The following is a 25505-nucleotide window of genomic DNA, read 5'->3' on the forward strand; positions in this document are numbered from 1 at the left end:
ACAGGGACCCCACAGCCCTCAAGCTGTGCACTATACCTGTGGGAGCGGGTTCACCCGCGAAGAGGCCCTCAAATCCACACATATCCTTGCCATGCCCAACCACCTCCACAGCCCCCACCTAAGCACCCGCTTCCAGGCCCTCGACCAGTTCCTGATCGAGCACCAGCAGCTGTGGAAACCCCGCCCCTTCACCAGCCTGCAGCTGGCCTGGGAAAGCGCCCACCCCGAGCTTGCCGCCCACCTGCGCCAATGCTCCCTGGCAGACGCCGAAACCGACACCACCGCTGCCCCATTGCCCGCCCCGTTCCCGCAACTGGCCCAGCAAGCCCAACAGCTTTCGGCCCTCGGCAACCTCCCGGCGACCGATCTACCCACCGCCGCGCACCGCCTCGACGTCGCCGTCCCCGGCCGCAAATGGCAGCAGATCGAAGCCTTCGCCAGCCACCTGGCCTTCCGCGAACAGCCCCGTCACTGGCTGGACTGGTGCTCCGGCAAAGGCCACCTGGGCCGCCGCCTGCTGCAACCCGGCCAACACCTGACCTGCCTGGAATACGATGCCGAACTGGTCGCCGCCGGCCAGGCCCTGAGCGCGCACCACCACTTGCCGGCGCAGCATGTGCACCAGGACGTGATGGCCAACGACAGTGCCCGCCACCTTGCTGGCGACAAAAGCGTGGTCGCCCTGCACGCCTGTGGCGACCTGCATGTGCGCCTGATGCAGTTGGCCAGCCAGCAAGGTTGCCGGCAACTGGCCGTAGCCCCCTGCTGCTACAACCGCATCGCGACGCAGCAGTACCAGGCGTTATCCACAGCCGCGCAAGCCTCCTGCCTGCGGCTGTCACTGGACGACCTGGGCCTGCCCTTGAGCGAAACCGTTACCGCCGGCGCCCGCGTACGACGCCAGCGCGACACCTCGATGGCCCGGCGCCTGGGCTTCGACCTGCTGCAACGCCAGCAGCGCCAGACCGACGAGTACCTGCCGACACCATCGCTACCCGTGGCCTGGCTGGAGAAGCCCTTCGAGCAGTACTGCCGCGACCTGGCCGAACTCAAGCAATTGCAGCTGACTGGCAACCCGGACTGGGCAGCCCTGGAAGCCGCAGGCTGGCAACGCCTGGCCGAGGTCCGCAACCTGGAGCGCGTGCGCAACCTGTTCCGCCGGCCGCTGGAGCTGTGGCTGGTACTCGATCGCGCCCTGTTCCTCGAAGAACAAGGCTACAACGTGCGCCTTGGCCTGTTCTGCGACTACCCACTCACCCCGCGCAACCTGCTAATCCTTGCCGAACGCGACTGTTAGCCGCAGCACAACCTGTGGATAACTCTGTGAACAAGCTTGTGATTACCTGTTGGATCCAAGCGCTATTTCAAACGCTTGGCTTATTCCGGCTTGCCCGTCAAGGCCAGTAAAAACAGGCGTTTGCGCAAAGACAGGCGGTGTACTGATCCGGCATGCCTTTCGCGCAAGACGCCGATGCCACTTGTGCATAAACATTTCTTGTGGTTGACGACTGCGTCTAAAGCCTTACTCAGAATGGCCTGATTTGCGCAGTGCCTTGTGGGAGCCTTTCAATGCGCCTTGTTCTTGGCAATCTCGATATCGTTCATCAGCGCCTTGGCCATGTCGCACAGATAATCGGCGGCACCCAGGAATTTATGGTCATCCTCCATATCCCCCTCGCGCACCAGGTGCTTGATGTAGCCCATCAGAATCGAGACATGCTCATAGGCAGCATCGACGGGGACGCCAGGCTCGACGCGTAGCAGATTGAGGGATGGGTTACCGGCTGCGAGGAAGGTTTCCACGCCTGCGGTGGTGATGGGTTCGATGATGGTTTTCTTCATGGCACAAATCCTTACTCGGGGAGGGGACTGCCAGAAATCTTTCTCACGGATTTGGGTGGCAGCCGTACGCGGGGTGAGAAACCGGTCGAATAAGGAAGCCCGGCCAGACCAAAGTCTGCCCGCGTACGGCCACCAAAAAGGGGTAGCGCTTATTCGACTTGGGTTCTCACACCCGGTCGCCAGAGCGACCCGAAAACGGTATCCGTGAGCCATTTCCCCGACAACAGCGATACTTCGGCGGCGCGCGTAGGATAGTTCCGAAGCATCCGAACCCTGAAGCCATTAGCCCCCTAGTTCAGAATTTTCGTACGGCTGATGGCCCTTTCGCGGGTAAACCCGCTCCCACAGGAATCACACATGGCTTGAGAACAGTGATATCCCTGTGGGAGCGGGTTCACCCGCGAAGAGGCCAGAACAGACAACAAAAAGCTGAAGCCCCACCGCTGATCCCGCCCAACGGTGTATCATCCGCCCCCCAAATCATTAAAAAGTGACGTCGCGCGCTGCCCGCCAGCCCCGCGACCTTCTGGCGTTGCGCCAGAACCGACATGGACTAACGGACCCGACCATCGTGACCCAGACCAAGCCCCTCGCCCTGCTGACCCTCACCCTGGCCCTGACCGGCTGCGCCAGCGGCACCGCTCCCCACCCCACCAGCAGCCTTGGCTGGAACCACCCCGGCATGCAGCTGGGCGGCGACAACGGCCTGCCCCTGCGCACCGAAAGCCCCTGCCGCAAGCGCGGCTGCGACAACGACAAGCTGTTCTTCAACCCAGGCAAAACCGAGCCAAGCGTCACCACCATCCATCGCGGCTGGTAGGAAAATTCTTCTTTCAGGTCGGTGACTTAGGTCATTTGCGAACATTCGCAACGAAGTGGTTTACAGGCGCCAACCGATCGTTATAATGACGCCCCATTGCCGGTATAGCTCAGATGGTAGAGCAACTGACTTGTAATCAGTAGGTCCCGGGTTCGATTCCTGGTGCCGGCACCATATCCAGCTCCATCGCATGCCACCGAATGCCTTGGAAGCCCCTAAAACCCGCCCTTTGGCGGGTTTTTTCGTTCCAGGACCCTCCGTCGGGATCCAACAAAATACCCCATCCCCGGGGGTATTTTTAGGGTACAGCGTCTTGCCTGCATGGAGAACGTACCCTTATGCCACGTCTAGCCGTTCCTCTCAGCGACCTCAAATGCCGTACGGCAAAACCTCGCGAACGTGCCTACAAGCTATTCGACGGTGGCGGCATGTACCTCTTCGTGAAACCCAATGGCGTGAAAACGTGGCGATTGCGCTACTTCAAGCCCAGCGGCAAAGAAGGCACGCTGATCATCGGCAACTACCCCATCATCTCGCTGGCCGTCGCGAGGACCAAGCGCGATGAAGCCAAGGCGCTGTTGCTCGACAACCTCGACCCGATGGAAGAGAAGAAGAAAGCGAAGCTTGCTGCCCAACGAGCCTCCCTGCTTTTCCAAACAGTCGCCCTGGAGTGGCACGCCGAAATGTCGCGGCGCTGGACTGAAGGACACGCCAAGACCGTCATGAGTCGGTTGCGCACCCACGTCTTCCCTCTGATCGGCCAACGCCCCATCGCTGAGCTTGATACCCATGATCTGCTTGAGGTCACTCTGCGTATCAAAGATCGCGGCACCATGGACGTTGCCCTGCGCGTGCAGAATTATCTCTCCACGATCATGCGGGGCGCGAAGCGGGCGCGGCAGATCAGCCAGAATCCGGCGCTCGATCTGGCAGGCTCGATTCATGCCCCGCGTACCGTGCACCGCCCTGCCCTCTCACTCAACCGTCTCCCCGAACTACTCAGCCGGATCGATAACTACAACGGCCGTGAGCTAACCAAGCTGGCTGTATTGCTGACGCTGCACGTGTTCGTGCGCTCCAGCGAACTGCGCTTTGCGCGCTGGGATGAGTTCGACCTGCAAAGGGCGATGTGGGAAATCCCGGACACCCGTAAGCCCATCGACGGCGTGCGCAATTCCACCCGTGGCACCAAGATGAGCGGAGACATACAGATGGTGCCGCTCTCTCCCCAAGTCATCGCGATTCTTGAACGGCTGCGCGGCTTGAGTCGCTTCTCCGAACTGGTGCTGCCCGGTGACCACAAGTATTGGAAGCCAATGTCGGAGAACACGGTTAACCAGGTGCTGCGCAACGTTGGCTACGACACATCCAGGGAGGTATGCGGGCATGGATTCAGGACCATGGCCTGTAGCGCCTTGCTGGAGTCAGGGCTGTGGACAGACGCGGCTATTGAGCGGCAGATGAGCCACAAGGAACGCAATCGCGTGCGCGCCGCCTATATCCACAAGGCCGAATTTCTGGAGCAGCGTCGGCTGATCATGGCGTGGTGGAGCAATTACATCGATGCCAACAGATCCGGGCATGTCACCCCACACGAGTTCGCCCACCCAGCCGGCGAGAACATCACCCCCTTGCCAAGTGGGCGTGGCGCATTCAATCGTCGGTGAACCCTCCAGAACACCGTTGGCCGCTCTTTAATTCGGGTCCATCCAAACAGGGCTGCAAAGCCGCCCTGTTTGGATGGACCTCGCTTTGCAAAGCTAAAAGCCGACACAAATCCTTTGGATACCACTGATTTCCACCGGTGGATAACTTCATGCACAGCCTCAGAGGCCACGGAGATTGAGGCGTTGACCAAAATTATCCACAGGCGTAGAACTGATCTTGCAACCGCTGCCTTAGGCAGCACCCCAGGTGACCCGAACCTTCAAGGTCACGCCGCTCTCGCGGTGGTTCTCCCCAAAGGCGATTCGCATCCGGCAGCTCGACCGGTCACTACCCATGTGATGGATGCTCTTACACATATGGCGCTCGTGCCTCGATACACCGTACCTCGCTGCCCTGCAGCAACCTATTCGCTTGGCCGAATCTTGCGCCAACCTGTGCCCGTCTCTTTCTGTGGAAAGAGACGGGCACTTCTAACACTGCTGCAGCCCTGATCACACATGGCTTTGCGGCATTCCTCCTCGTGACAATCGGCGTGACAAACGCCGATGTCACCAGCAACAGCCTTGTAGATGATGGTGCCGCAGACCAAGGAATGGACTGCACCTGACTGACAGTCAGGCATGCCCCGGTCATCGCATTGCTGCTTGCACATGGCTCAGGATCTCGCGGCACTGGTCTCGTCAGCCAATGCAGCCTCCACCCGCCCACCGGTAACGGTGCTCAGGAGGCCAGATCATGAGATGCCCTTGCTCCCGGACGTAAGGAGTCGCCAGTCCCGCGTTGAGGACATTCCCCACAGGTCGCAGGGGCCTTGATCCCTGATAACACTCAACATTCCTGGCGGGATGACGTGGGGCGAGGATCGTAGAACGGTAGATGAGGTGACCGACATGGCATTGGTGGGTAGACGCGACGGCCGTAATTTCGGCTACGGCAGGCAATTGAGCTATGCAGGGGCGCAGGCGCTGAAAGACATGTTCGGCGGTGGCCACTACGGTACGGTCAAGACGCACAGTGGTCGATGGCAGGCATTCGTGAAGTGGTGCCGCTCCGAACAAGGGCCAGGTATCAATGATGCGCGGCAGATTGATCGGAAGGTATTGGCGGACTATGCGGAGTATCTGCGCGATGCGGTTGAGTGCGGTAGCCTCGCCATCAGCACCGCACAAAACCGCCTATCCAGCGTTAACAGGACCATGGCGTCGCTGCGCGGTGATCAGTGTGTGAAATTGCCCAGTCCGAGCAAGGCGTTGGGAATGCAGCGCACCGGAGTTCGCCAATCGGCTCCGCAAGGCCAAGACCGCGAACAGGTTAAGCAGATCGTCGATGCGCTTTGTCGCGATCATCAGCATCGGGCCGCAGCGATTGTTCTGTTGGCGCGAGCCACCGGCATGCGCCTTCGTGAGGCCATCCTGGCTGACCTGCCACGGCTGAGCCGTGAGGCTGAAGGCCTAGGCAGGATCAACATTCAAGATGGCACCAAAGGCGGTCGCGCTGGCGCCTCAGCGCCACGATGGATTGCGGTGAACCAACATGTTCAAGACGCACTTGGGTTTGCACGGCAGGTGTCGCCTGCGAGTAGCCGCAACCTGATTGCGCCAGACGAAAGCTATCTGAATGTTCTGCAGGAAATCATCCGCCCAGCGCGGGACGTCCTGCATGCACACAGGCTCAAAGGCTTCCATGAGCTACGAGCGGCGTATGCATGTGAGCGCTATGAGCAAATCACTCTACACCGCGCGCCTATCATCGGCGGCCAATACTGCCAGTTAAATCAGCACCTTGATCGCGAGGCTCGGAGGCAAATCAGCTATGAGTTGGGGCACGGTCGGATCGATGTGGTCGGGGCCTACATTGGAGGGCGCGTATGAGCAAGCCATTCGATATGGAACTGTTCTTGGCTGCGGTGCTGACGGGATCGTACGCAACGCGGCAGCGCCATTTACGGCAAGCAAAGCTCATCCAAGCGGAGATATCTGAACGCTGGCAGCTAGAAACACCTTGGGGTTGGAAGAAAAAACATGTTGTTTGGTTTCTCGACCACCGACTAGCAAGGCGATGCAAGGCAACTCGATATTACTACCTGCTGACCGTGCGACTGCTGGCTCGTCGCTTAGATAGAGCATGGATCTTCAAGTGCTAAGAAGGTCTGACTTTGATATTCACGACCGACCGCAACCGATCCACAGCAGCCATGCGCGAGAGGCGGTTATCGACCCATCAGTTACAAGAGGCTAAATCAGATCTCAAGCTGCTACCGACTAAAATGAGGTTAACCGTCAATCGCCAGTAGACACTATTTTGGCGATTTCGTAGGCTAGGTCGAACATTCTCGACACACACCACAGAAAGCCGACAAGGATGAGCACATGGTACCTGAAGCCATTAGCGCACTTTCCAACCTAATTGATGCATGGAATTCAAATAAGAAGGACAGGGAGCACAAAGTCAAGCAGAAAATCGAAGCCGTACAGCTAGTGATGAATGCTGTAGTAGCTACAAAGGCGTATCTGCATGACTTACAGATGGGCGTAGTGCCGTCTCGTGACGTTGAGAAGGACCTATCTATAAAGTGGGTTAACGCTTCTATGGCGATAGTTGAGTATGATCATGCACTGCATGAGGTCGCGAAGATTAAATCATTGGGCTGGGCCGACCCGAATGAGTGGGCACGGGCTGCTTCAAGGCCGTGGGCAATAAAACTGGACATTATAGTCGAGCACTGTGAATACATACTGAAGAGCAACTGAGGACTCAGTCGGTTGCAATGACCGCCATTGCATCGTGTTAAGACTAGACGCGAGTTAAACCTAAACTACCGACCGCTGTCTCTTCAGCCCTACAGAAAAGCTAATTGGACACAAAGGCGCGCGACCACCACAGTTTGAATGTCAGAAAAAGACAATATTCTAGCTGAGCTAGAAGGGAAAAATTTAATGAGGACTATGTAATGAGCGCACCCTCAACGCCCGAAAAGCGGGTTAATCTTGATGAGCTTCAGACAGTTCAGCGTTTTAAAAACGATCTCGTTAAGGCTATCCCCTACGTTCCCAACAATAAAGAAAGTAAAGAATTTCTTCTAAGCCTTGGGGTGGATATGCTGCTTCACATGCACGACTTCTGGCACCATCGCCTGATAGAAGTAAGACCAAGAAAAGTTGATCTCCCTAGCCGTATCAGGAATATGCGACCCTACATAAGGAATAGAGAAAAAATAAGGAGCCTGATAAATCTGATAGAAACCGGCCACGACGTCAATGGATACTTGTCTCGAAAGGCCCATTACGGAGCCCTCGACGTAGAGGCCTTCAAAGAAGATAAAGATTTTATGCGGTCCAGGGACCATATGCATATATGTGAGGGCTATCATCATCTCCATCTGGAGCCTTATCCTGATAGAACTGACGATCTAGTCATCGCAAAAATTTTCCACTCGCGTGTAGATATCATCGGCGTGTTCCCTCACGCAATATTTGAAGAGAATCGGCCAGATTCTTTGACGTCGGAATATGAGCTGGCCGTGTCCGCCTATGCAAAAAAAAATTCCCCTTCTGGCGGGTATTTCATAGGCGGACCTGGTGGAGGGATGCAAAATCTCGCGGGAAGCTCCATTCAATCTACCACTTTCCATACCCATACCCTCAAGATAATAATGTTGGTTGAACAATACGAGGGGGGATTGGAAGCATACGTCAGAAAACTATACGAAAAAAATAATCGAACGCCGAAAAACATCAAGCCTATCTGGGTCTTAAAGGGCAGAAGTCTTGAGATACACGACAAAATTAATAAAACTGAATTCAAAGGCGAGGATATAAAAGTCAATACGCACATAGGATATTTAACCCCTATGAAACCAGACGCCTTTGGGTGGGGCTTCCTCTAAAAGGCATCGAAGCTCAATGGTCCGAAATGGCGCTTAGCATACGTTGACCGGGATGGTGCTGCCTTGGGATAGACAGCATCAATGGCTAACACTCGCAGCGACCCGCATGCGGCCCCCCGGCTTCCTGCCAGATATAGGCTGAATCAGTGTTTGGAAATTCGCACGTAGGCAGCGTGGTGAGCCAGCACGGCAGCCTAGCCTGGGACATTGTGCCAGAGGGCCTGTGACCATCCAGTCTCCTTGATGAGCGCCTCAAGGATTGCGGCAGCAACACTTCAATGTGATCTACAAGCCGTTGATTCGGCAGAAAAAATGCGCTCGACGATGTTTTACACAACGGTGCAAAGTCTGAATCGGCAAGCTGATTGTGCCGTGTCTGATGTACCGAGGTCCGATAAAAAATATAACGGCTGAGGTTGGCCAGCGTTCCTAGTCAGGTAAGTGTCCGGCTAGTGCACGCCCCAAAACTGATTGGTTCACGGTTAAAGCCCGGGAGGCCTACCTCTTTTCGATCGATAGCACATCGATGACTGGACAACTCGCTGCCTTTGCAATAGGGTTCGATGATCGTACTGGCACATCGACGCTAGAGCATTTCTTGATAGAGAGGGGCGTATGGACGAACGTAGTCGATTCAAGTTTTCAGCAGCTGAGCGGACTATTGAGATAGAAGGTCCAGAATCGTTCGTAAGCGAGCAAATCGCTCAGATGAAAGATGTAATAGCATTCTTTATAGAGCATCAGCCTACAACTCCATCTTCGGCGACGCCTACCCTCACGGTAACAGACGTAATTACCACTGAGACGATCACCGCTTCGATATCGGCCCCTTCCGAGCAGCAGCAGGGCGGGCTTGAAGCGTACCCGAACACTTTTGACACGTTCGGAGACGAGGTTAAAATTATCGCAACTGTGCCGGGTGATAATAAACGGCACCAAATGAAGAATGTCGGGCTGATATACGGATATGCTTGCAGCATCCGAGGTCAAGAAACATTTCCTGCAGATGAGGTTCGTGATATCTGCATGAATCACGGCATCCTCGACGCCCCGAACTTTTTAAAGGCTTTTACTGATAAGACCATTTTCATCATCGGCGGGGTTAAGGGAGGAAAAAAAACCTTCAAATTGACCTTGGCTGGAAAAAAAGCAGGACTTGCACTAATAAGTGAAATCGAAGCGAATGCCAATTAAAGACATTCTATCGAAAGAACACCCACTAGAGCTTGTAGAGAAACTACTGGACTCTTATAAGGGCATCGAAAGAAACTATCAAATTTCCAATTGGAAAAGTAGTGAACTAGATGCTGGGCATTTTGCCGAAGTCGTGCTGCGAATCATTGAGCACAAGCTTTTAGGGGATCATACCCCTCTATCAACGAGCTTCGGGTCCTTTAATCAAGGTGTGCTTAGCAAGTTTGAGAACGCCAAGGGGCATGAGTCTTACAAAATTCTCATCCCGAGGACCCTGTTTAGCGTGTACTGCATACGTAATAAAAGAGGGGTTGGCCATATCGGTGAAGTTTCGCCAAACGAATTGGATGCCACCTATATATTATACGCCGCCAAATGGGTCATGGCAGAACTAGTAAGACTCTGTTCCACCCTATCACCTGAGGATGCCAGTGCTCTGATCCACCAGGTTATAGAAAGGCAAGTTGAAGCTATCTGGGATGATGGCGAAACCTTCATGATCTTAGATTCCAAGCTTAAAACCCCCGACAAAATACTTTTGGCCCTTTATAAAAAAGACAACAGAGTCGACTCTGAAATCCAGAAGTCCATGGAATATCAAAACAAATCCGCGTTCAATAAAATACTGGCTTCCCTGAAAAAAGAGCGCCTAATTGACTATACAGATGACAAGCGCTGCAAGATATCTCCACTTGGCTGCCTGCGAGCCGAGGAGATACTTTCAAGATTTGGTAAGAAACCTTAACTTATCGAAGCCATCAAACCAATTTCATATACCCAGGAAGACATACAGCGTGACCCTACTTAGGAGCGCGCTGTATGTATAGCCCTGATTTACGTGCTGACATGTATGAACACAGTTACATGGTGATTGTAAGTCCATACCCTCGCTTTTAGCATTGCAGGCGGCGTTCGCACGAATTGAGAGTCCCCCATCTGAGTTGAGGCCACAGCTACGGGGAGAATCGCAAGTGCTTTCCTAGAGGCTTTTGACTGGCTGCTTCTGACCGATAGCTCTCATCCGCGAAGGGCAGTTATGGGTCGACAGCGATCGCCTGTAACGGCTGCTTCGAGGCATTTTGTTCACGTCCTTGGCTAGTTTTCGCAACCGGTGATCTCGGGTCCAGACCCGCGAAAATCGTGACCTCACCACCTACAACCGTTCGTCTGGTGCCGCACCATATAAATCAACTACTTAGGCTCACCATACGGTTGGCCTTTTTTGTTTTATAACCTTTTTGTCACCATTCCCTGCCTGCCTTCCAGCAATGCCGGAGGTAGCGGGATCGATGCTGGCCGTCGTGGTCTGGATCATCCTACGCTACTGAATCCCGCCCCCCCCCATCCCTTTTGGCCCCACCCCTTTTGCTCCCCCCAACTGCGGCAGTCACCCGAATCATCGCTCACCACTTGCCGTTGCTGCGTTTTTGACGTACTGTCGCTTTGCCTCCATTCAGGTATTAAATAGGGTTGTTCAAATGCGACCCGATTCAAAAAAGCCACAAGCAACGGCACTCAGCGACTCTGAGACGTTACGCTCAAAGGAATAGGGTGAAATATGAATGGAGGCTTTTTTCTCAGCCTTTTCCAGCTAAGCTCGTCGACTACACCAGGAGAGTTAGCACAGCTGCTAGGCACTGATTACGGAAAAATCAAACGCCTGTACTACACCGGGGACATGCACCGCCATTATTTGGCCTTCGACATCCCAAAAAAGAGTGGAGGCAAACGTAGAATTCTGGCGCCATCTGAGAAGCTAAAAACTCTTCAGGCCAGACTTGCCACTCTGCTTAATAAAATTTACACGCCTCGCGAGCCCGTAAAGGCGTTCCGCGAAGGTAGCTCCATTGTTGCAAACGCATATCCACATTGCCGAAAGAAATATGTTTTCAATATTGATTTAGAAAATTTTTTCGGCACTATTACCTTCCGCCGCATTCGCGGAATGTTAATTTCTGAGCCCTACTCGCTATCAGCCGAGACGGCGTCTGTTATTGCTCACCTTGCAACTGTCAATGGCATTCTCCCTCAAGGGGCACCTAGCTCTCCAATACTTTCGAACATGCTATGTGCCAGCCTTGACCGCGATCTGTATTCGCTAGCTAAGCGGAATAGAGCTGTCTATACTCGCTACGCCGACGACATAACATTTTCATTCTACAGTCCTGCAGAATTTCTTCCGCAAAATGTAGTTGAATACAGCCTCTCTAATGGCAAACCGAACCATTATTACAGCAAAGTAGGCCAGGAACTTGAGACGATAGTTCGACAACATGGATTCACTATCAATCTCACAAAAGTTAGACTGCAAGGGCCGAGCGAGAGACGTATCGTTACAGGTTTGGTTACCAATCAAAAGCCTAATGTTCCTCGTACCTATGTCAGAAAAACTGCTGCGCTTATACACTCCATTGAAAAAAATGGGGAAGAAGCGGCTAATGCGATTTACAAAAAGAAGAACCCAAACAGCTCTGGCATTCTCGAGTCACATCTTCAAGGTCGCTTATTGTTCATAAAGCAAGTTGTTGGTGAAGACTCGGAAGTCTATCGAAGGCTTGCACAGCGTTACAACATGCTACCCATCAAGTCCAAGGTACCCAACACTCCTATTACGACAACTGAAGACTCGGACAACTTCAAAGTCGGTGAATTCATCAAGAGCAAGTGTTGGGTCACCGAGGTATCAGAAAATATAAATGGCAAGCTGGAGCAAATCCAAGGTACTGCCTTCATGATTCAAGGCGGCTTACTCGTCACGTGCGAACACAACCTCACTTACCGTGACAAAGATAATAAGCGCCATGAATTCAACCAATGTTGCGTTTACCGAGTAGGTGAAGGCGAAGGCTTGTATGAGGCCAACGTCATAATCCGATGCGAGAAACTCGACCTTGCAGTGCTCAGCATAAAAGAAGCTCCAACCGGACTCGAACACTTTACACTTGAGGTAACGCGAGAGCCTAATATTGGTGAGCGCGTTGCTGTCCTTGGTTTCCCCAACCATAAGACCGGTAGCCACGTGGGCATCTTAAAATGCCGTGTCACTAACAAGTATCCACTGTATGAAATTCAACACAGTGAGGTCGACAAAACCTTGTATGCCGGAAATAGCGGTGGCCCTGTTATCAACTCTAGTTATCACGTTGTTGGTGTGGCAGCTAAAGGCGCCGAAGGTAACCCCAATGGCAAAAACACATTTATTCGCATTTCTGAGCTGATCAAATATTTGCAGAAAAAAGGCTTTGAAATGTGAGTCGTAACTTATACTCTGTTGCGCTGTCATATCTGCTCAGACCGAACTGGAAGAGCTGCGAAACAAATGCTTTTGAAGGGAACGCGATAGCGCGACATTCTCGTTTGTTTAGTGAGCATAGACTGTAATCGTCGCTCACCGTGTTAGCTGCTGACAAGAGCACGCCAGGGCTTGAGGTTGGGGCGGCAGGGTTCGCGTAGCGGTTTGCCTTGCCGGACTGCCCGTCCTTGGCATGCTAGGTCAGCAGTGAATACGATGACTGACGACATCCTTGAATCACCCCCAAGGACCCTCCTTTGTTCACCGAAGTGCTACTGACAGGCAGAACATCCTTTGCCTTGCCGTCGTGATGCTCACCGTCAATGGCGCGCCGCCCCCCGATTCGATTCCAGCAAACGCCATAACTAGCTGATTTATTTATAGCGACACTTTGGGGTACGCTTAAAAATCCATCAAATTCCAGGCCCGCGAATTCCTTGCCCTTGCAGCAAGAAACCGTTCGTCTGGTGCCGTATCAAAAAAGGCTCACCGAAAGGTAGGCCTTTTCTGCTTTCTGTGCCCCGCGATCCCAGCAAACCCTACCGATTTCAAACCACCCCATGCATGAAAAACTCAACCGGTACGCTGAAAAACTCAGCAAAGCCCTTTATCTGGGCAACCGTCATCTTCCGCTTGTTGTTCAAAATCTCTGAAACCGCACTCTGGGTTGCTATCGAGGCAAGGTCCTTCTGCTTCACACCCCTGTCCGACAGCAGGAAGGCCAATGCTTCGGCCTGGCTCGCAAACGGCACGAGTACCGACTCACTCTCATACTCGTAGACACGATCCGCCACCATCTCTGCAAAGCGCGCTGCTGCGTGACCTTCGCTGTCAGCATGCGAGTAGAGCTCATCGATCAATGCCATCCGCGCCTGGAGTTCAGCATCGTCCTTGATGGGGTCATGGCAGGCAGCAAGAAGCTGGGCCATGGTTGCCATCTGGGTGTTCAGGCCATCCAGCATGGGTGAAATATTAGCGATGAAGGCATCTAGTCCATTGGCTTCGATTTTATCCCGCTTCATGGTTGTCACCTGTCGAATCGGTAGGTTTTGGGCAAGTGCCAGGCGGCTACCTGACATCGCTCTTGCACCACTTGTCGTACTCCGCGTGCGACAGAATGGCCTTGATATAGAGGGTGCCCGTTCGTGTGTTGAGCCATGCGATCAGACGGCATTCGTTTTTCTTGATATCGAACACATAGACATCAAGCGGCCCTTTTCGGCTGGCGGGCCTGAGTTTTGAACAAGGAATGCGGTCAACGTTCCAGCCAGAGGCGGTAGACCACGTGTCCCTTAGCTGCTCAAAAGACTCGAAGCGCAGCGTCGCCCTATCAAAGGTCGTGAGCCACAGGCTCAGGGGGGCTTTCCACTGGGCGTGAGCTTCGATGGCTTTGGTAACCGCCGCTTTCGTTATCACTCGCATCGTGTTGTCTCGGCGTACCAAGGTGCCTACAAATTATTCCGGATCCAGATATCTGTCAAGCAGATATCTGGATCCGGAATATGCGCTCTGCTGAAGGTCACCGGGACATTGATGCCGATCAAGCTGAATAGCGGACCGAGGTATAGGTTGGGGACATAGTTCAGAGGGAAGCTGACCATGGCCAAGAAATTCCCCACAAACCCCAGCCACCCGGAGCGCATCTGCTGGGGTTGCGACCTGTACTGCCCGGCCAAGGCATTGGCCTGTGGCAATGGCGCGAGTCGGACCATGCACCCGGTGGAACTGTTTGGCGAGGACTGGGACAGTTTCGAGGACCGGCTGGAGAAGCCGATTGATCGCGTGCAAGAGGCTGGCCCCAGGTGAAATGGGGCAGCTTTGCGGCACATCGCCGGCAAGCCGGGCTCTCATAGAACTGCACATAACTCATTGAGTTAGCAGGGGGCCTGTAGAAGCGGCTTTAGCCGCGAACACCGGCGCAGCCGGTGCCATGCACCGCGTTGGATTCTTCGCGGCTAAAGCCGCTCCCACAGGGGACGCGGATTGCTTGCAATTTCAGTTATCTACGCGATAGCGCAGCCCAAAGGGCTGGGCCATCTACCACAGGTACAGCGCATGGTTTGAGCCTGGCGCCGACCCAGCGAATCAGGTGCTGCGGTGGATGGCACGGGCTTCGCCCGTGTTCGCGGGCGCGCCCGCTCCCACAGGGATCGCGCCACCTGTTAGTTGCTCCCAAAGTACCTGTGGGAGCCCGGCTTGCCGGCGATGGGCTGCGCAGCAGCCCCAGGTGCGTTTGATCAGAACGCCGTGCTGACCGTCAGCGACAGATTGCGTGGATCACCATAAATCGCCCCGGCATAAAACCCGTAGCGGGTGTAGTAGTGCTTGTCGAACAGGTTGTTGGCGTTGAGGCTGACGCTGGTGTCGTCGGTCAGCTGGTACTTGGCCATGGCATTCCAGATGGCATAACCGGACCAATTCACATCAGTGGCACCGTTGCTCACACCATTGCTCGGCTGGCCCGCCGGGCTGGAGATTGCGCGGATGTTGCTCTGCGCAGCAACCCCGGCGCCCAGTGTCAGGCGGTCGAGCGGGCCGGAAAGGCGGTAGGTGGTCGAGGCCTTGAACAGGTGCGATGGGTCGCTGCGGCCGTCGCTGTCGACGCGGCGGAAGTGCAGGTAGGTGTAGCCGGCGTAAACGTTCCAGCTTGGCGTCAGGGCGCCGGCGATTTCCAGGTCGATACCGTCGGTTTCCTGGCCGGAACCGGCCTTGTAGGCATCGCCACCGGTCGGAGTGGTCAGGTCGCCGTCGAGCACTGCCTTGTTTTCTTGCTTGGTGCGGAAGTACGCCGCCGAGGCGTTCAGGCGGCCATCGAACCACTCACCCTTGATACCCGTCTCGTAGCTTTGCCCGCGAATCGGCTCGACCTTGCTGCCGTTGCTGGTTTCAGCGGTTTGCGGGGTGAAGATGTCGGTGTAGCTGGCATACAGCGAGTAGTTGTCGTTGAGGTCGTACACGGCGCCCAGGTACGGGGTGACGATGCCGTTCTCTTCCTGGCTGGTACGTGCGCCGGCCACGCTGCGAGTGGTGGCCGAGTAGTTGCTGGTGCGCACGCCGAGGATGACCGACAGCGGTTCGGTGATGCTCAGGCGGGTTGCCGCGTACATGCCCTGCAGGCGAGTGGTGGTCTTGCTGTGGCGGCCGGTGCGCGAGGCGATGATGTTGTAGTCGTCATCCACGCCATTGCGCCAGTCGGTCAACGGGAAGCCGTTGTTGGCGCGGAACTGGCAACCCAGCGCAGGCGCACTGGCCATGCCGTCGCCAACCATGGTGCAGGTGTATTCCGGCGACCAGGCCACGGTGCGGCTGTCGTTGTAGCCAACCATCGCCTGGTGGGTACGGCCGAACAGCTGGAACGGGCCGGACAGGTCGATCTGCGCCGACTGCTGGGTGGTGTCGGTGGAGCTGTGCAGGCCGTTGAGCACGGCGCCGCTGCCATCCTGGTCCCAGTAGCCGCCGTAACTGCCACGGCCCGCCGAGTTGACCTTGGCCAGGCCGCGGTGGTTTAGGGTTTCGGCGGTGCTCTGGGCGGCTTTCAGGTCCAGCGTCCAATCATTGTCGAAGCGGTGCTCCAGCGAGCCGAACGCGGTGCGGGTGGTGTACTCGCCAAAGCTCCAGCTGGGTACCACGTTGGTGCTGCGCGGCAGGTCGGTCTTGCTGCCATCGCGGTACCAGATCGGGATGTTCGCACCCCAGCCACCGCCAACAATCTTGTTGTACTCGTACTGGTAGCCGGCACCGAGGGTGGTGGCGTCGTCCAGGTCGAACTCGAAGTTGGCCAGCGCGGCGCGGGAGCGCTCGGACTGGTTGTCGCGGAATGAGTTGGCGTCCTGCTGGGTCATCACGAAGCGCGAACGCAGGCGGCCGTCTTCGGACAGCGGCAGGTTGAGGTCGGCGCCCAGGCGGCGCTTGTCCCAGCTGCCGTAGGTGGCATATGCGCTACCGCCGAACGTTTTGGTCGGTGCCTTGCGGATCAGGTTGACGGTGGCCGACGGGTCGCCGGTACCGCCCAGCAGGCCGTTGGCACCGCGCACGATGTCGATGCGCTCGTACAGGTCCATGTTCAGTGCGTTGCCGCCGCCACTGAAGTCGGAGCCGCCCTGGAACTGCAGGCCATCGACCTTCCAGTTGCTGATTGAGTAACCACGGGCTCGGTAGTCGGTACGCCCGCCCACTTCGGACTTGCTTGCGGTCACGCCTGGGGTGGTCTCCAGCGCTTGCTCGATGGTGTGGATGTCGCGGTCATCCATCTGCTGGCGGGTAATGGTGGTGACTGACTGCGGCGTCTGGCGCGGCGTCAGGGCCAGGCCGGTGGAGCTGCGGGTGCTTTCGACGGTGTAACCCAGCTGGCCGGCTTCGTCGGCGGGCAGCAGGGCACTGTCTTCGATTTGCGTGGCTTCCAGTTCCAGGGGCTTGCTGTCGGCAGCCATCGCGCCACCGCTGACGACCATGGCAATGAACAGTGCCAGCGGTTTCAGGCGCGTGCCGCCTCGGCTGATGGAGGGGAAGGCGTTCGGGTTACTCTCGGAGTTCATTTGGGAAGGCTTCGTATTTGCAGATGATTTTTTGTTAGGATTCTAGGGATAGGCCCCCCGGGCTCCAGCCCCGACATGTACGGGGATGTAATCGAACGTAACGAGCGCCACCGGCCCTCACCGAACAGGTGTTTCCGCGCATGAGCACAACTTTGCTTGTTGTCGACGATGACGACGAGATCCGCGAACTTCTTTGTGATTACCTGACAGATGCAGGCTATAACGTGCTGGCAGCGGCTGACGGCGAGCAGATGCGCGAGCAACTGGCCCGACACAAGGTGGAGCTGGTAGTGCTGGACCTGATGCTGCCAGGCGAAGACGGCCTGAGCCTGTGCCGCCAGCTGCAAGCCACGCCGGGGCTGGCGGTGATCATGCTGTCGGCCAAGGGCAGCACGCTGGACCGCATCATCGGCCTGGAGGTGGGTGCCGATGACTACCTGGCCAAGCCCTTCGAGCCACGCGAGCTGATCGCCCGGATAAAGGCCGTGCTGCGTCGTCCGCAACGCCTGGATGCGCCCGCCGAAGAGCCCGTAGAAGATGCCCAGCTGTTCGCCGGCTTCCGCCTGGAACATGTGAAGCGCCTGCTCACCCGCCCCGATGGCGAGACCCTGACCCTGCCCCGCTCCGACTACCGCGTATTGCGCGAGCTGCTGGAAGCCAACAACCGCGTAGTATCCCGCGACCAGCTGACGCGCAGTGCGTTCGGCCGCGACCACCTGCCAGACGACCGTTCGGTGGACATGTGCGTCAGCCGCCTGCGCCAGCACCTGCGCCATGCGCCGGCGGGTACCGCGCAAATTCTCACCATCCGCAACGAAGGCTATCTGCTGAGCATCGCCGCCAACGGGGCCGATGCCTGACATGCGCTGGCTGCGCCGGCTGTGGCCACGCACGTTGTTCGGCCAGTTGCTGCTGATAATGGTCAGCGGCACCGTGCTGATCCAGTTGATGTCGAGCAGCATCTGGTTCGATGTGCGTTTTGCCCAGGTACTTGAGGCCCCTGTCCGGCTGATTGCCGCACGCAGCGCGCCGTTGATCGCCCAGGCCGACTGCCGTGCCGGTGCACTGCAGGCGCCAGCGCATTACCAGCTGCGTTGCAGCGAAACCCTGCCCACGCCGGTGCAGGACGAGCGCCGTGGGCGCAGGCGTATCGAACTGTTGCTGCATCAGGCCCTCGAGTACGAGTTGGGGCATGCCCAGGACGTGCGCCTGATTAAGGTGCAGCTGACCGATGAACACGGCCAGCCGATCGTCTGGCGCAGCCTGTTCGGCCTGCGCACGGCCCAGGCGCATCTGCAGTTCGCGGTGCCGTTGGCCGATGGGCACTGGCTGACTATCGAGGGCCAGGAACTGCAAGGCTGGAGCGGCGAGTCGGCCTGGGTGCTGATCAGCGATTACCTGTTGCGGGTGTACGCGCTGCGCATCGTCGCGGTATTGCTGGTGTGCCTGATCGCCGTGCGCCTGTGCCTGCGCCCGTTGCGGCGCCTGGCCGATGCCGCGCGCGGTCTTGGTAGCAACCTCGAGCAGCCGCCTTTGGCGCTGGATGGCCCGGAGGAAGTGCGCCAGGCGGCCCAGGCCTTCAACGCCATGCAGCAGCGGCTGATCGCGATGGTCAACGACAAGGCCCACTTCCTGGCGGCGGTGTCCCACGACCTGCGCACCCCTCTGACACGCATGCGCCTGCGCCTGGAGCGCCTGCCGGACGACGAAAACCGGAAACGCCTGCGGCAGAACATTGCGCAGATGGACAACATGATCGGCCAGGTGCTCGATTACCTGCGCGCGGGGGAGCAACAGAACTTGCAGCAGGTGGACCTGGACCGGCTGGTGGTGCGCCAGTGCGCGGAGCTGGCCACTGCTGAAGAGCCGCTGCCGGTGCATGGCCAGGCGGGCAGCCTGCGGGTCGATGCCCTGCTGCTGCAGCGTTGCCTGCAGAACCTGCTGGTCAATGCGTTGCGTTATGCCAAGGAGGTTTCGGTCACGCTGGAGCGCGCTACCACGGGGGTGTTCATCCATATCGACGACCGCGGACCGGGGATTGCACCGGGCCTGCTGGCGACCATCATCGACCCGTTCGTGCGCGGTGAAGGGTCGCGCAACCAGGCGTCCGGGGGGTATGGGCTGGGGTTGAGCATTGCCCAGCGGATTGCTGCCAGCCATGGGGGCGAGTTGCTGTTGGCGAACCGCGAGGGGGGTGGGTTGCGGGTCAGCGTTTTGTTGCCTCGCTAACACTTTTGCGGGGCAGGAACCTTACCGCCTGTGCTGGCCTCATCGCCGGCAAGCCAGCTCCCACAGGTACTGCGCATGGCTTGAAATCGTTGCGGTCGAGGTGGGACCTGGCTCGTCGGCGATGAGGCCAGCACAGGCAACACAACCACAATCAGGTAACAGTCTTTTACCGATTACCCAGGTTTTCCCCTCCCCGCCTTTGCCTATCCTATGCCCGGTCATCCTGCCTGCGATGGACCCATGAAACACTCTCTACCCAGCCGCTACGCCTGCCTCGCTCTCTGCCTGCTGTTCTCCTTCGCCAGCTTGCCGCTGCTACCCCAGCATGCCTGGCTGTGGCCGTTGACACTGATCACCACGTTGCTCAGCCTGGTCGGGCTGAAGGACCTGCGGCAAAGCCACCACGCTGTGCGCCGCAACTACCCGATCCTGGGCAACATCCGCTACCTGATCGAAACCATCCGCCCGGAAATCCGCCAGTACCTGATCGAGGGCGACGACGACAAGCTGCCGTTCTCTCGCTCGCAGCGTTCGCTGGTCTACGCCCGGGCCAAGAACGAAAGTGCCGAGAAAGCCTTTGGCACCCTCAACGATGCCTACAAGCCCGGCTTCGAGTTCATCAGCCATTCCATGCTGCCAGTGGCCACGCCAGACCCGGCATCGTTCCGCATCGCCATTGGCGGGCCGCAATGCCGTCTGCCCTACTCGGCGTCGATCTTCAACATCTCGGCCATGAGCTTCGGCGCCCTCAGTGCCAACGCCATCGCGGCCCTCAACCGCGGTGCACGCATGGGCCGTTTTGCCCATGACACCGGCGAAGGCAGCATCAGCCCTTACCACCGCGAACATGGCGGTGACCTGATCTGGGAAATCGGCAGCGGTTACTTCGGCTGCCGCACCGAGGACGGCCGCTTCGACCCGCAGCGCTTCGCCGAGCAGGCGCGCTCGCCACAGGTGAAGATGATAGAGATCAAGCTCAGCCAGGGCGCCAAGCCGGGCCACGGCGGCATCCTGCCGGGGCACAAGGTCAGCCCCGAGATTGCCGCCACCCGTGGCGTGCGCGTGGGCGAGGATTGCATCTCGCCGGCGGCGCACAGTGCCTTCCGCACCCCGGTCGAATTGCTGCAGTTCGTGGCCAGCCTGCGCGAGCTGTCGGGCGGAAAACCGGTGGGGTTCAAATTCTGCCTGGGCCACCCATGGGAGTTCATGGGCATTGCCAAGGCCATGCTTGCCACCGGCATCACTCCTGACTTCATCGTCGTCGATGGCAAGGAAGGCGGCACCGGGGCGGCGCCACGCGAGTTCAGCGACAACATGGGCGTGCCGATGCGCGAGGGCCTGATGTTCGTGCACAACACCCTGGTCGGCCTGAACCTGCGCGCTGGCATCCGCATTGGCGCGGCAGGCAAGATCGTCAGCGCCTTCGACATCGCCAGCGTGCTGGCCATCGGGGCGGACTGGGTCAACTCCGCGCGCGGCTTCATGTTCGCCATTGGCTGCATCCAGTCGCAGAGCTGCCATACCAACAAGTGCCCGACCGGCGTGGCCACGCAAGACCCGCTGCGCCAACGCGCCCTGGTGGTGCCGGACAAGGCCGAGCGGGTGGCCAGCTTCCACCGCAACACGCTGCATACGTTGGCCGAAATGTTGGCTGCCGCGGGCCTGGAACACCCTTCGGAACTCAAGCCCAAGCACTTGGCGCGGCGTATCAGCCCCAGCGAAATCGGTCTGTTCTCGGACCTGCACACATTCCTCAAGCCGGGCGAATTGCTCAGTGGCTCGATTGAAAGCGAGTTTTATGCGCGGATGTGGCGGATGGCGCGCAGTGACAGCTTTGCGCCGGAGACTGGGGAGGGAGAGGTGAAGGTTGCCGGGGTGCGGCGCAGGGCAGTGGAGCCGGCGTGAAAGCCGGGGGCCGCTTTGCGGCCCTTTCGCGACACAAGGCCGCTCCCACAATGGTCCTGCGCATGCCGATCAATGTGGAAGCGGCCTTGTATCGCGATGGGCTGCAAAGCAGCCCCTAGGCCATCAGATCAGGATCAGAAGATGCTGATCGGGTACTCGACGAATACGCGGACTTCGTTGCCGTCGTCGTTGTAACCGTTCTGCTGCACGGCGTTGTTGGTACGCACGAACGAGCTACGCAGCTTGATCGACAGGTCCTTGGCCGGGCCGTCCTGCACCACGTAACGGATCTGGTTGAAGATCTCGCGCTCTTTACCTTCACCGAAGCCCTGCGGGTTGGCGACGTTGCGGGTGTTGATGTTGTCACCCACCACGTAGGCCAGCTTGTAGGTCAGGCCCGGGATGCCGTAGGCACCGAAGTCCAGGCCGTAGCCCAGCTGCCAGGAACGCTCGTCTTCGGCGTTGAAGTCGGACCAGTACGAGTTGGCCAGGTAGATGGTCGAACCACCGTCACCCACGCCACCCTCGTTCTGGTACCAGCCGTAGTTGTAGCCGGTGCTGCCGGTGCTGCGCTGGTGGGCGATGGTGAACGAGTGCGCACCGTACGCGTAGGTGGCTGCCAGGCTCCAGATGGTGTTGGAGTCGCCGTTCAGGCCAGCGGATTTCACGAACTTGTCGTCGATGTCCGACTTGTAGCCGTTGAAGTCCAGGGTCAGGGACTGGTCGCTGGCGATCGGGAAGACGTAGTTCAGGCCCAGGTAGTGCTTCTTCATCACGTCTTCGTTGTCGGCGGTGTACAGCGAAGCGGTGAAGTTGTCGGTGAACTTGTAGCTGCCACCAAGGACGTTGATCGACTTCAGGCCACCACCGTCACGGCGCTCGGCGCTCTTGCGCGCTTCCTGGGTGAAGCGACCGGCGTTCAGTTCCAGGCCCTGGATCTCTTTGGAGGTGATCAGGGTACCGGTGAAGCTTTCTGGCAGCAGACGAGCATCGTCGTACTGCAGCACTGGCAGTGCCGGCATCTGGTCACCGTACTTGAGCACGGTGTTGGAGATGCGGAACTTCACTGCAGCGCCACCACGGGCCAGGTTGTGCGGCGAGTTGGCGTTGCCGTTCTCGTCCTTGAAGTCCGAAGGCTTGAAGAAGTCGACACCGGCGCCACCGTTGTGGCCCTTGCCGCCGTCCAGACGCACGGCATACAGGCCGAATGCATCGACGCCGACACCGACGGTGCCCTGGGTGAAGCCGGAGGAGAAGTTGGCGATGACGCCCTGGCCCCATTCGATCTGGTCGTCGGTGCCGTGCTTCTTGTCACGATTGATATAGGCATTACGCAGCAGGACGTTGGCGTGGCTGTCCTCGATGAAGCCTTTGCTGTCGGCCTGATCATTGGCCTGTGCCTGGGTCGCGGCGACCATCGCCAGGGCGACCAGGCTGATCCTGGTTTTCAACATGTTGTTTTCCTTATTTCTTAATCAAAAACGCTCTGCAATATGACGCCAGGAACCAACGCCCCTTCGTAGGTTCGACGCTATGCGGATCCAGACTGGAAGGCCTGCCGGTAATCACACGGCGGCCTCTGGCAGCAGCATGGCCAAGATCATGGCCAGCAGGCGTTGGCCGAATCCTAGCCGTGTGCGATTACAAATGTCAAAAAGTCGTGAAATGCAGGTTGATATAACCAAAATAGCCCGCGTGTCTGGTGCATTTCCATGCGGGTTTGCGCTATCAGCGGACAATTTATCTTGTGTGGGAAATCGCCTTTTGATCGAACGGACAATTTCCTGTGAGGACGCTTTCGCAGCTCAAGGCTGCTCCTACAGGGAAATGCGGCGCGGCAGAGAGCGAAACAAACTGACACAGATGTAATGACAACCCTTTACAAATACCCAAGCAAGAGCAAATAACAAGCATTACCATCCGCATCTCTTTTTCACCTGCTCGATCCGGATGTGCCCATGCTTGTACCCTGCCGTCTTTTACCCCTTACCCTTGGCCTGCCGCTGCTGTGCGGCGCCGGCCTGGCCAGTGCCGCCACGACCACTCTGCCGGAACTGTCGGTGACCGCCGACAGCGAGCGCGAAGAGGACAACCCGCGGGTCAAGGAGGTAAGCACCGCGACCCGCACCTCGACGCCAGTACGCTATGTGCCGCAGGCCATCGACACGGTAAAGACCGTCAACGTGCTGGATTACGGCAGCAACACCCTGGGCAAGGCGCTGGAAGGCATCCCCAACGTCAGCAGCGGTGCCGACACCCGCTTCGACAGCGTGCGCATCCGCGGCTTCGAAGCCAGCAACGACTTCTATCTGGACGGCATTCGCGACGACAGCCAGTACATCCGCGACCTGCATAACATCGAGCGGGTCGAAGTGCTCAAGGGGCCGGCAGCGGTGCTTTATGGCCGTGGCAGCCAGGGCGGTATCGTCAACCGGGTGAGCAAGGCGCCGGAGCACGGCCGCCGTTCGAGCATCGAGGCGCAGGCCGGCAGCGAGGACCTGCGCAGCCTGTATGCCGACCTCAGTGTCGACCCCAGCGATACCGTCAGCCTGCGCCTGAACATGGGCAACCAGGACAACAACAGCTTCCGCGACGGCATCGACGGCAGCCGCCAACTGTTCGCCCCGTCGATCAGCTGGCAGGTCACCCCCGACCTGAACTGGCTGGTGCAATACGAATACAGCCGCTACAACCGCACCCCGGACCGTGGCATCCCCGGGGTCAACGGCCGCCCGGCCGATGTCAGCCGCAGCACCACCTATGGCGACACCCAGCGCGACTACATCGACGACCGCGCCCAGTCGCTGCGCTCGCGCCTGAACTACCAGCTGAACGAAACCTGGCAGTTGCGCCATACCTTGGGTCTGTTCAAGCTCGACAGTGAGTTCGACAACACCTACGTCACGGGCTACGACGCCAGCACCGACACCTTGACCCGCCAGCGCTGGCAACAGGACCTGAACACCCGCAACCTGTTCAACACCCTGGAAGCCGAGGGCGACTTCGACACCCTGGGCCTGGAGCACAAGCTATTGCTGGGCCTGGAATTCGGCAACCAGAAGCGCGACCCGGTGCTGTACAAAGCGGTCGACCAGAAACTGCAGGGCCTGGGCAAGCCCGGCCGCAACCAGCAGCTCAATGGCCCAATGACGTTGTTTAGTGACAACCATACCGTGGTCGATAGCCGCGGCCTTTATCTTCAAGACCAGATCCGCCTGAACGATCAGTGGCAGGTTCTTGCCGGCGTACGCTTCGACCAGTTCGACGTGCAGACCACCAACAAGGATGGCGTGCGCGAAACACAGGACAGCAACAGCACCAGCCCACGCCTGGGTGTGGTCTACACACCGTGGCGCGACCATTCGTTCTACGTCTCATGGAGCAAGACATTCTCGCCGGTTGGCGGCGGTCTGATCGGTATCACACCGGGCGCAAAGGGCAACGGTAACGACGCCAAGCCGGAAGAAACCCGCCAGAAGGAAATCGGCGTGAAGAGCGACTGGCTCGACCAGCGTCTGACCACCACTCTGGCCATCTACGAGCTGGAACTGTACAACCGCCGCACCCGCGACCCGCTTGTCCCGGAAAACATCTTGCTCAGCGGCTTGCAGCGTTCGCGCGGCATCGAACTGACCGCCACCGGCAATATCGTCGGCAACTGGTACGTGCGCGGTGGCATCGGCCTGCAGGATGCGACCATCGTCAAGGACAACAACGGCCAGGAAGGCAACCGCATCAATGATGTGGCCAAGCGCAACGGCAGCCTGTTCGTGACCTGGAAACCTGAACTGGGCTGGTACGCCGAAACCGGCCTGACGCTGGTGGGCGAGCGTTATGCGGACAACCAGAACACCACGGTGCTACCGGGGTATGGCCGCTGGGATGCATTGGCTGGGTACCGCACGCATGACTGGGATGTGCGAGCGGCGCTGAGCAACATTGCCGACAAGACCTACTACAGCTCTGCGACCAGTGCGGCGCAGATCCAGGTGGGTGACCCCCGTAGCCTGGTGGTGACTGGCAGCTACAGCTTCTGATCTTTATTGCCTGTACCGGCCTCTTCGCGGCTAAAGCCGCTTGTATGGTGATACTCGAAGGGGTGGTGGGACGAAAAAGCCGAATCTGACTGTTCAC

Annotated in this window: 20 protein-coding genes and 1 tRNA gene; 16 read left to right on the top strand and 5 right to left on the bottom strand. The window is 57.9% G+C overall.

Annotation, left to right across the window (positions count from 1 at the left end; translation table 11 throughout):
* Positions 1-91: 91 nt before the first annotated feature.
* Complete coding sequence (locus ACK1U9_RS09470; RefSeq protein ID WP_449109845.1) at positions 92-1297, top strand: methyltransferase; 1206 nt, start codon at positions 92-94, stop codon at positions 1295-1297.
* Between the two features lie 269 nt (positions 1298-1566).
* Here the strand turns inward: ACK1U9_RS09470 and ACK1U9_RS09475 are convergent, their stop codons facing one another.
* Positions 1567-1842, bottom strand: a complete 276-nt coding sequence (locus ACK1U9_RS09475) for a DUF3077 domain-containing protein (protein ID WP_013970482.1) — start codon at positions 1840-1842, stop codon at positions 1567-1569.
* A gap of 571 nt (positions 1843-2413) precedes the next feature.
* Between ACK1U9_RS09475 and ACK1U9_RS09480 the strand changes: the two genes are divergently transcribed.
* From ACK1U9_RS09480 to ACK1U9_RS09525, 10 genes are all read left to right on the top strand, one after another.
* Positions 2414-2662: a hypothetical protein gene (locus ACK1U9_RS09480; protein ID WP_046614507.1), complete on the top strand. Its 249-nt coding sequence runs from the start codon at positions 2414-2416 to the stop codon at positions 2660-2662.
* 98 nt (positions 2663-2760) lie between these two features.
* Positions 2761-2836 (top strand) — tRNA-Thr (locus ACK1U9_RS09485).
* 164 nt (positions 2837-3000) lie between these two features.
* Positions 3001-4329, top strand: coding sequence for a tyrosine-type recombinase/integrase (locus ACK1U9_RS09490; protein ID WP_449109846.1), 1329 nt, complete (start codon positions 3001-3003; stop codon positions 4327-4329).
* An 891-nt stretch (positions 4330-5220) separates the two neighbouring features.
* Positions 5221-6201: an integrase domain-containing protein gene (locus ACK1U9_RS09495; protein ID WP_449109847.1), complete on the top strand. Its 981-nt coding sequence runs from the start codon at positions 5221-5223 to the stop codon at positions 6199-6201.
* Entirely contained in the window at positions 6198-6473 is a 276-nt protein-coding gene (locus ACK1U9_RS09500) for a hypothetical protein (RefSeq protein WP_449109848.1), read from the top strand. The genes ACK1U9_RS09495 and ACK1U9_RS09500 overlap by 4 nt, the downstream gene beginning before the upstream one ends.
* Positions 6474-6699: 226 nt before the next feature.
* Positions 6700-7080, top strand: a complete 381-nt coding sequence (locus tag ACK1U9_RS09505; RefSeq protein WP_449109849.1) for a hypothetical protein — start codon at positions 6700-6702, stop codon at positions 7078-7080.
* A gap of 200 nt (positions 7081-7280) precedes the next feature.
* Complete coding sequence (locus tag ACK1U9_RS09510) at positions 7281-8216, top strand: hypothetical protein (RefSeq protein WP_449109850.1); 936 nt, start codon at positions 7281-7283, stop codon at positions 8214-8216.
* A 615-nt stretch (positions 8217-8831) separates the two neighbouring features.
* The gene (locus ACK1U9_RS09515) at positions 8832-9410 is read left to right on the top strand and encodes a hypothetical protein (protein ID WP_449109851.1); all 579 of its coding nucleotides are present in this window, start codon (positions 8832-8834) and stop codon (positions 9408-9410) included.
* Complete coding sequence (locus ACK1U9_RS09520) at positions 9400-10155, top strand: hypothetical protein (protein WP_054912506.1); 756 nt, start codon at positions 9400-9402, stop codon at positions 10153-10155. The genes ACK1U9_RS09515 and ACK1U9_RS09520 overlap by 11 nt, the downstream gene beginning before the upstream one ends.
* An 813-nt stretch (positions 10156-10968) precedes the next feature.
* Entirely contained in the window at positions 10969-12663 is a 1695-nt protein-coding gene (locus ACK1U9_RS09525; protein WP_449109852.1) for a reverse transcriptase domain-containing protein, read from the top strand.
* Between the two features lie 587 nt (positions 12664-13250).
* Here ACK1U9_RS09525 and ACK1U9_RS09530 read toward each other — a convergent pair.
* A complete protein-coding gene (locus ACK1U9_RS09530; RefSeq protein WP_196183711.1) occupies positions 13251-13724 on the bottom strand; it encodes a helix-turn-helix domain-containing protein in 474 nt (157 codons plus the stop codon).
* A 46-nt stretch (positions 13725-13770) separates the two neighbouring features.
* Entirely contained in the window at positions 13771-14124 is a 354-nt protein-coding gene (locus tag ACK1U9_RS09535) for a type II toxin-antitoxin system HigB family toxin (RefSeq protein ID WP_063914480.1), read from the bottom strand.
* 177 nt (positions 14125-14301) lie between these two features.
* Between ACK1U9_RS09535 and ACK1U9_RS09540 the strand changes: the two genes are divergently transcribed.
* Positions 14302-14508: a DUF3079 domain-containing protein gene (locus tag ACK1U9_RS09540; RefSeq protein ID WP_135002100.1), complete on the top strand. Its 207-nt coding sequence runs from the start codon at positions 14302-14304 to the stop codon at positions 14506-14508.
* A 431-nt stretch (positions 14509-14939) separates the two neighbouring features.
* Here the strand turns inward: ACK1U9_RS09540 and ACK1U9_RS09545 are convergent, their stop codons facing one another.
* Entirely contained in the window at positions 14940-17237 is a 2298-nt protein-coding gene (locus ACK1U9_RS09545; protein ID WP_449109853.1) for a TonB-dependent siderophore receptor, read from the bottom strand.
* A gap of 140 nt (positions 17238-17377) precedes the next feature.
* On the opposite strand from ACK1U9_RS09545, the gene ACK1U9_RS09550 reads away from it, so the two are divergent.
* From ACK1U9_RS09550 to ACK1U9_RS09560, 3 genes are all read left to right on the top strand, one after another.
* Entirely contained in the window at positions 17378-18097 is a 720-nt protein-coding gene (locus tag ACK1U9_RS09550) for a response regulator (RefSeq protein ID WP_046614510.1), read from the top strand.
* Position 18098: 1 nt separating this feature from the next.
* Complete coding sequence (locus ACK1U9_RS09555; protein ID WP_449109854.1) at positions 18099-19466, top strand: ATP-binding protein; 1368 nt, start codon at positions 18099-18101, stop codon at positions 19464-19466.
* A gap of 240 nt (positions 19467-19706) precedes the next feature.
* The gene (locus ACK1U9_RS09560; RefSeq protein WP_108481725.1) at positions 19707-21371 is read left to right on the top strand and encodes an FMN-binding glutamate synthase family protein; all 1665 of its coding nucleotides are present in this window, start codon (positions 19707-19709) and stop codon (positions 21369-21371) included.
* Positions 21372-21505: 134 nt separating this feature from the next.
* Here ACK1U9_RS09560 and ACK1U9_RS09565 read toward each other — a convergent pair whose 3' ends face one another.
* Positions 21506-22825: an OprD family porin gene (locus tag ACK1U9_RS09565; RefSeq protein WP_046614512.1), complete on the bottom strand. Its 1320-nt coding sequence runs from the start codon at positions 22823-22825 to the stop codon at positions 21506-21508.
* 504 nt (positions 22826-23329) lie between these two features.
* On the opposite strand from ACK1U9_RS09565, the gene ACK1U9_RS09570 reads away from it, so the two are divergent.
* Entirely contained in the window at positions 23330-25408 is a 2079-nt protein-coding gene (locus ACK1U9_RS09570) for a TonB-dependent receptor (RefSeq protein WP_108481726.1), read from the top strand.
* Positions 25409-25505 lie beyond the last annotated feature (97 nt).

The sequence above is a fragment of the Pseudomonas sp. XP1 genome (assembly GCF_053557675.1).

What these genes read in the sequence shown, in the direction of transcription:
- ACK1U9_RS09490 (WP_449109846.1), top strand. Translation starts at nt 3,001, where the DNA reads ATGCCACGTCTAGCCGTTCCTCTCAGCGACCTCAAATGCCGTACGGCA.
- ACK1U9_RS09535 (WP_063914480.1), bottom strand. Translation starts at nt 14,124, where the DNA reads ATGCGAGTGATAACGAAAGCGGCGGTTACCAAAGCCATCGAAGCTCAC.
- ACK1U9_RS09570 (WP_108481726.1), top strand. Translation starts at nt 23,330, where the DNA reads ATGCTTGTACCCTGCCGTCTTTTACCCCTTACCCTTGGCCTGCCGCTG.
- ACK1U9_RS09505 (WP_449109849.1), top strand. Translation starts at nt 6,700, where the DNA reads ATGGTACCTGAAGCCATTAGCGCACTTTCCAACCTAATTGATGCATGG.
- ACK1U9_RS09530 (WP_196183711.1), bottom strand. Translation starts at nt 13,724, where the DNA reads ATGAAGCGGGATAAAATCGAAGCCAATGGACTAGATGCCTTCATCGCT.
- ACK1U9_RS09470 (WP_449109845.1), top strand. Translation starts at nt 92, where the DNA reads ATGCCCAACCACCTCCACAGCCCCCACCTAAGCACCCGCTTCCAGGCC.
- ACK1U9_RS09475 (WP_013970482.1), bottom strand. Translation starts at nt 1,842, where the DNA reads ATGAAGAAAACCATCATCGAACCCATCACCACCGCAGGCGTGGAAACC.
- ACK1U9_RS09525 (WP_449109852.1), top strand. Translation starts at nt 10,969, where the DNA reads ATGAATGGAGGCTTTTTTCTCAGCCTTTTCCAGCTAAGCTCGTCGACT.
- ACK1U9_RS09495 (WP_449109847.1), top strand. Translation starts at nt 5,221, where the DNA reads ATGGCATTGGTGGGTAGACGCGACGGCCGTAATTTCGGCTACGGCAGG.
- ACK1U9_RS09515 (WP_449109851.1), top strand. Translation starts at nt 8,832, where the DNA reads ATGGACGAACGTAGTCGATTCAAGTTTTCAGCAGCTGAGCGGACTATT.
- ACK1U9_RS09510 (WP_449109850.1), top strand. Translation starts at nt 7,281, where the DNA reads ATGAGCGCACCCTCAACGCCCGAAAAGCGGGTTAATCTTGATGAGCTT.
- ACK1U9_RS09555 (WP_449109854.1), top strand. Translation starts at nt 18,099, where the DNA reads ATGCGCTGGCTGCGCCGGCTGTGGCCACGCACGTTGTTCGGCCAGTTG.
- ACK1U9_RS09550 (WP_046614510.1), top strand. Translation starts at nt 17,378, where the DNA reads ATGAGCACAACTTTGCTTGTTGTCGACGATGACGACGAGATCCGCGAA.
- ACK1U9_RS09520 (WP_054912506.1), top strand. Translation starts at nt 9,400, where the DNA reads ATGCCAATTAAAGACATTCTATCGAAAGAACACCCACTAGAGCTTGTA.
- ACK1U9_RS09500 (WP_449109848.1), top strand. Translation starts at nt 6,198, where the DNA reads ATGAGCAAGCCATTCGATATGGAACTGTTCTTGGCTGCGGTGCTGACG.
- ACK1U9_RS09545 (WP_449109853.1), bottom strand. Translation starts at nt 17,237, where the DNA reads ATGAACTCCGAGAGTAACCCGAACGCCTTCCCCTCCATCAGCCGAGGC.
- ACK1U9_RS09565 (WP_046614512.1), bottom strand. Translation starts at nt 22,825, where the DNA reads ATGTTGAAAACCAGGATCAGCCTGGTCGCCCTGGCGATGGTCGCCGCG.
- ACK1U9_RS09560 (WP_108481725.1), top strand. Translation starts at nt 19,707, where the DNA reads ATGAAACACTCTCTACCCAGCCGCTACGCCTGCCTCGCTCTCTGCCTG.
- ACK1U9_RS09540 (WP_135002100.1), top strand. Translation starts at nt 14,302, where the DNA reads ATGGCCAAGAAATTCCCCACAAACCCCAGCCACCCGGAGCGCATCTGC.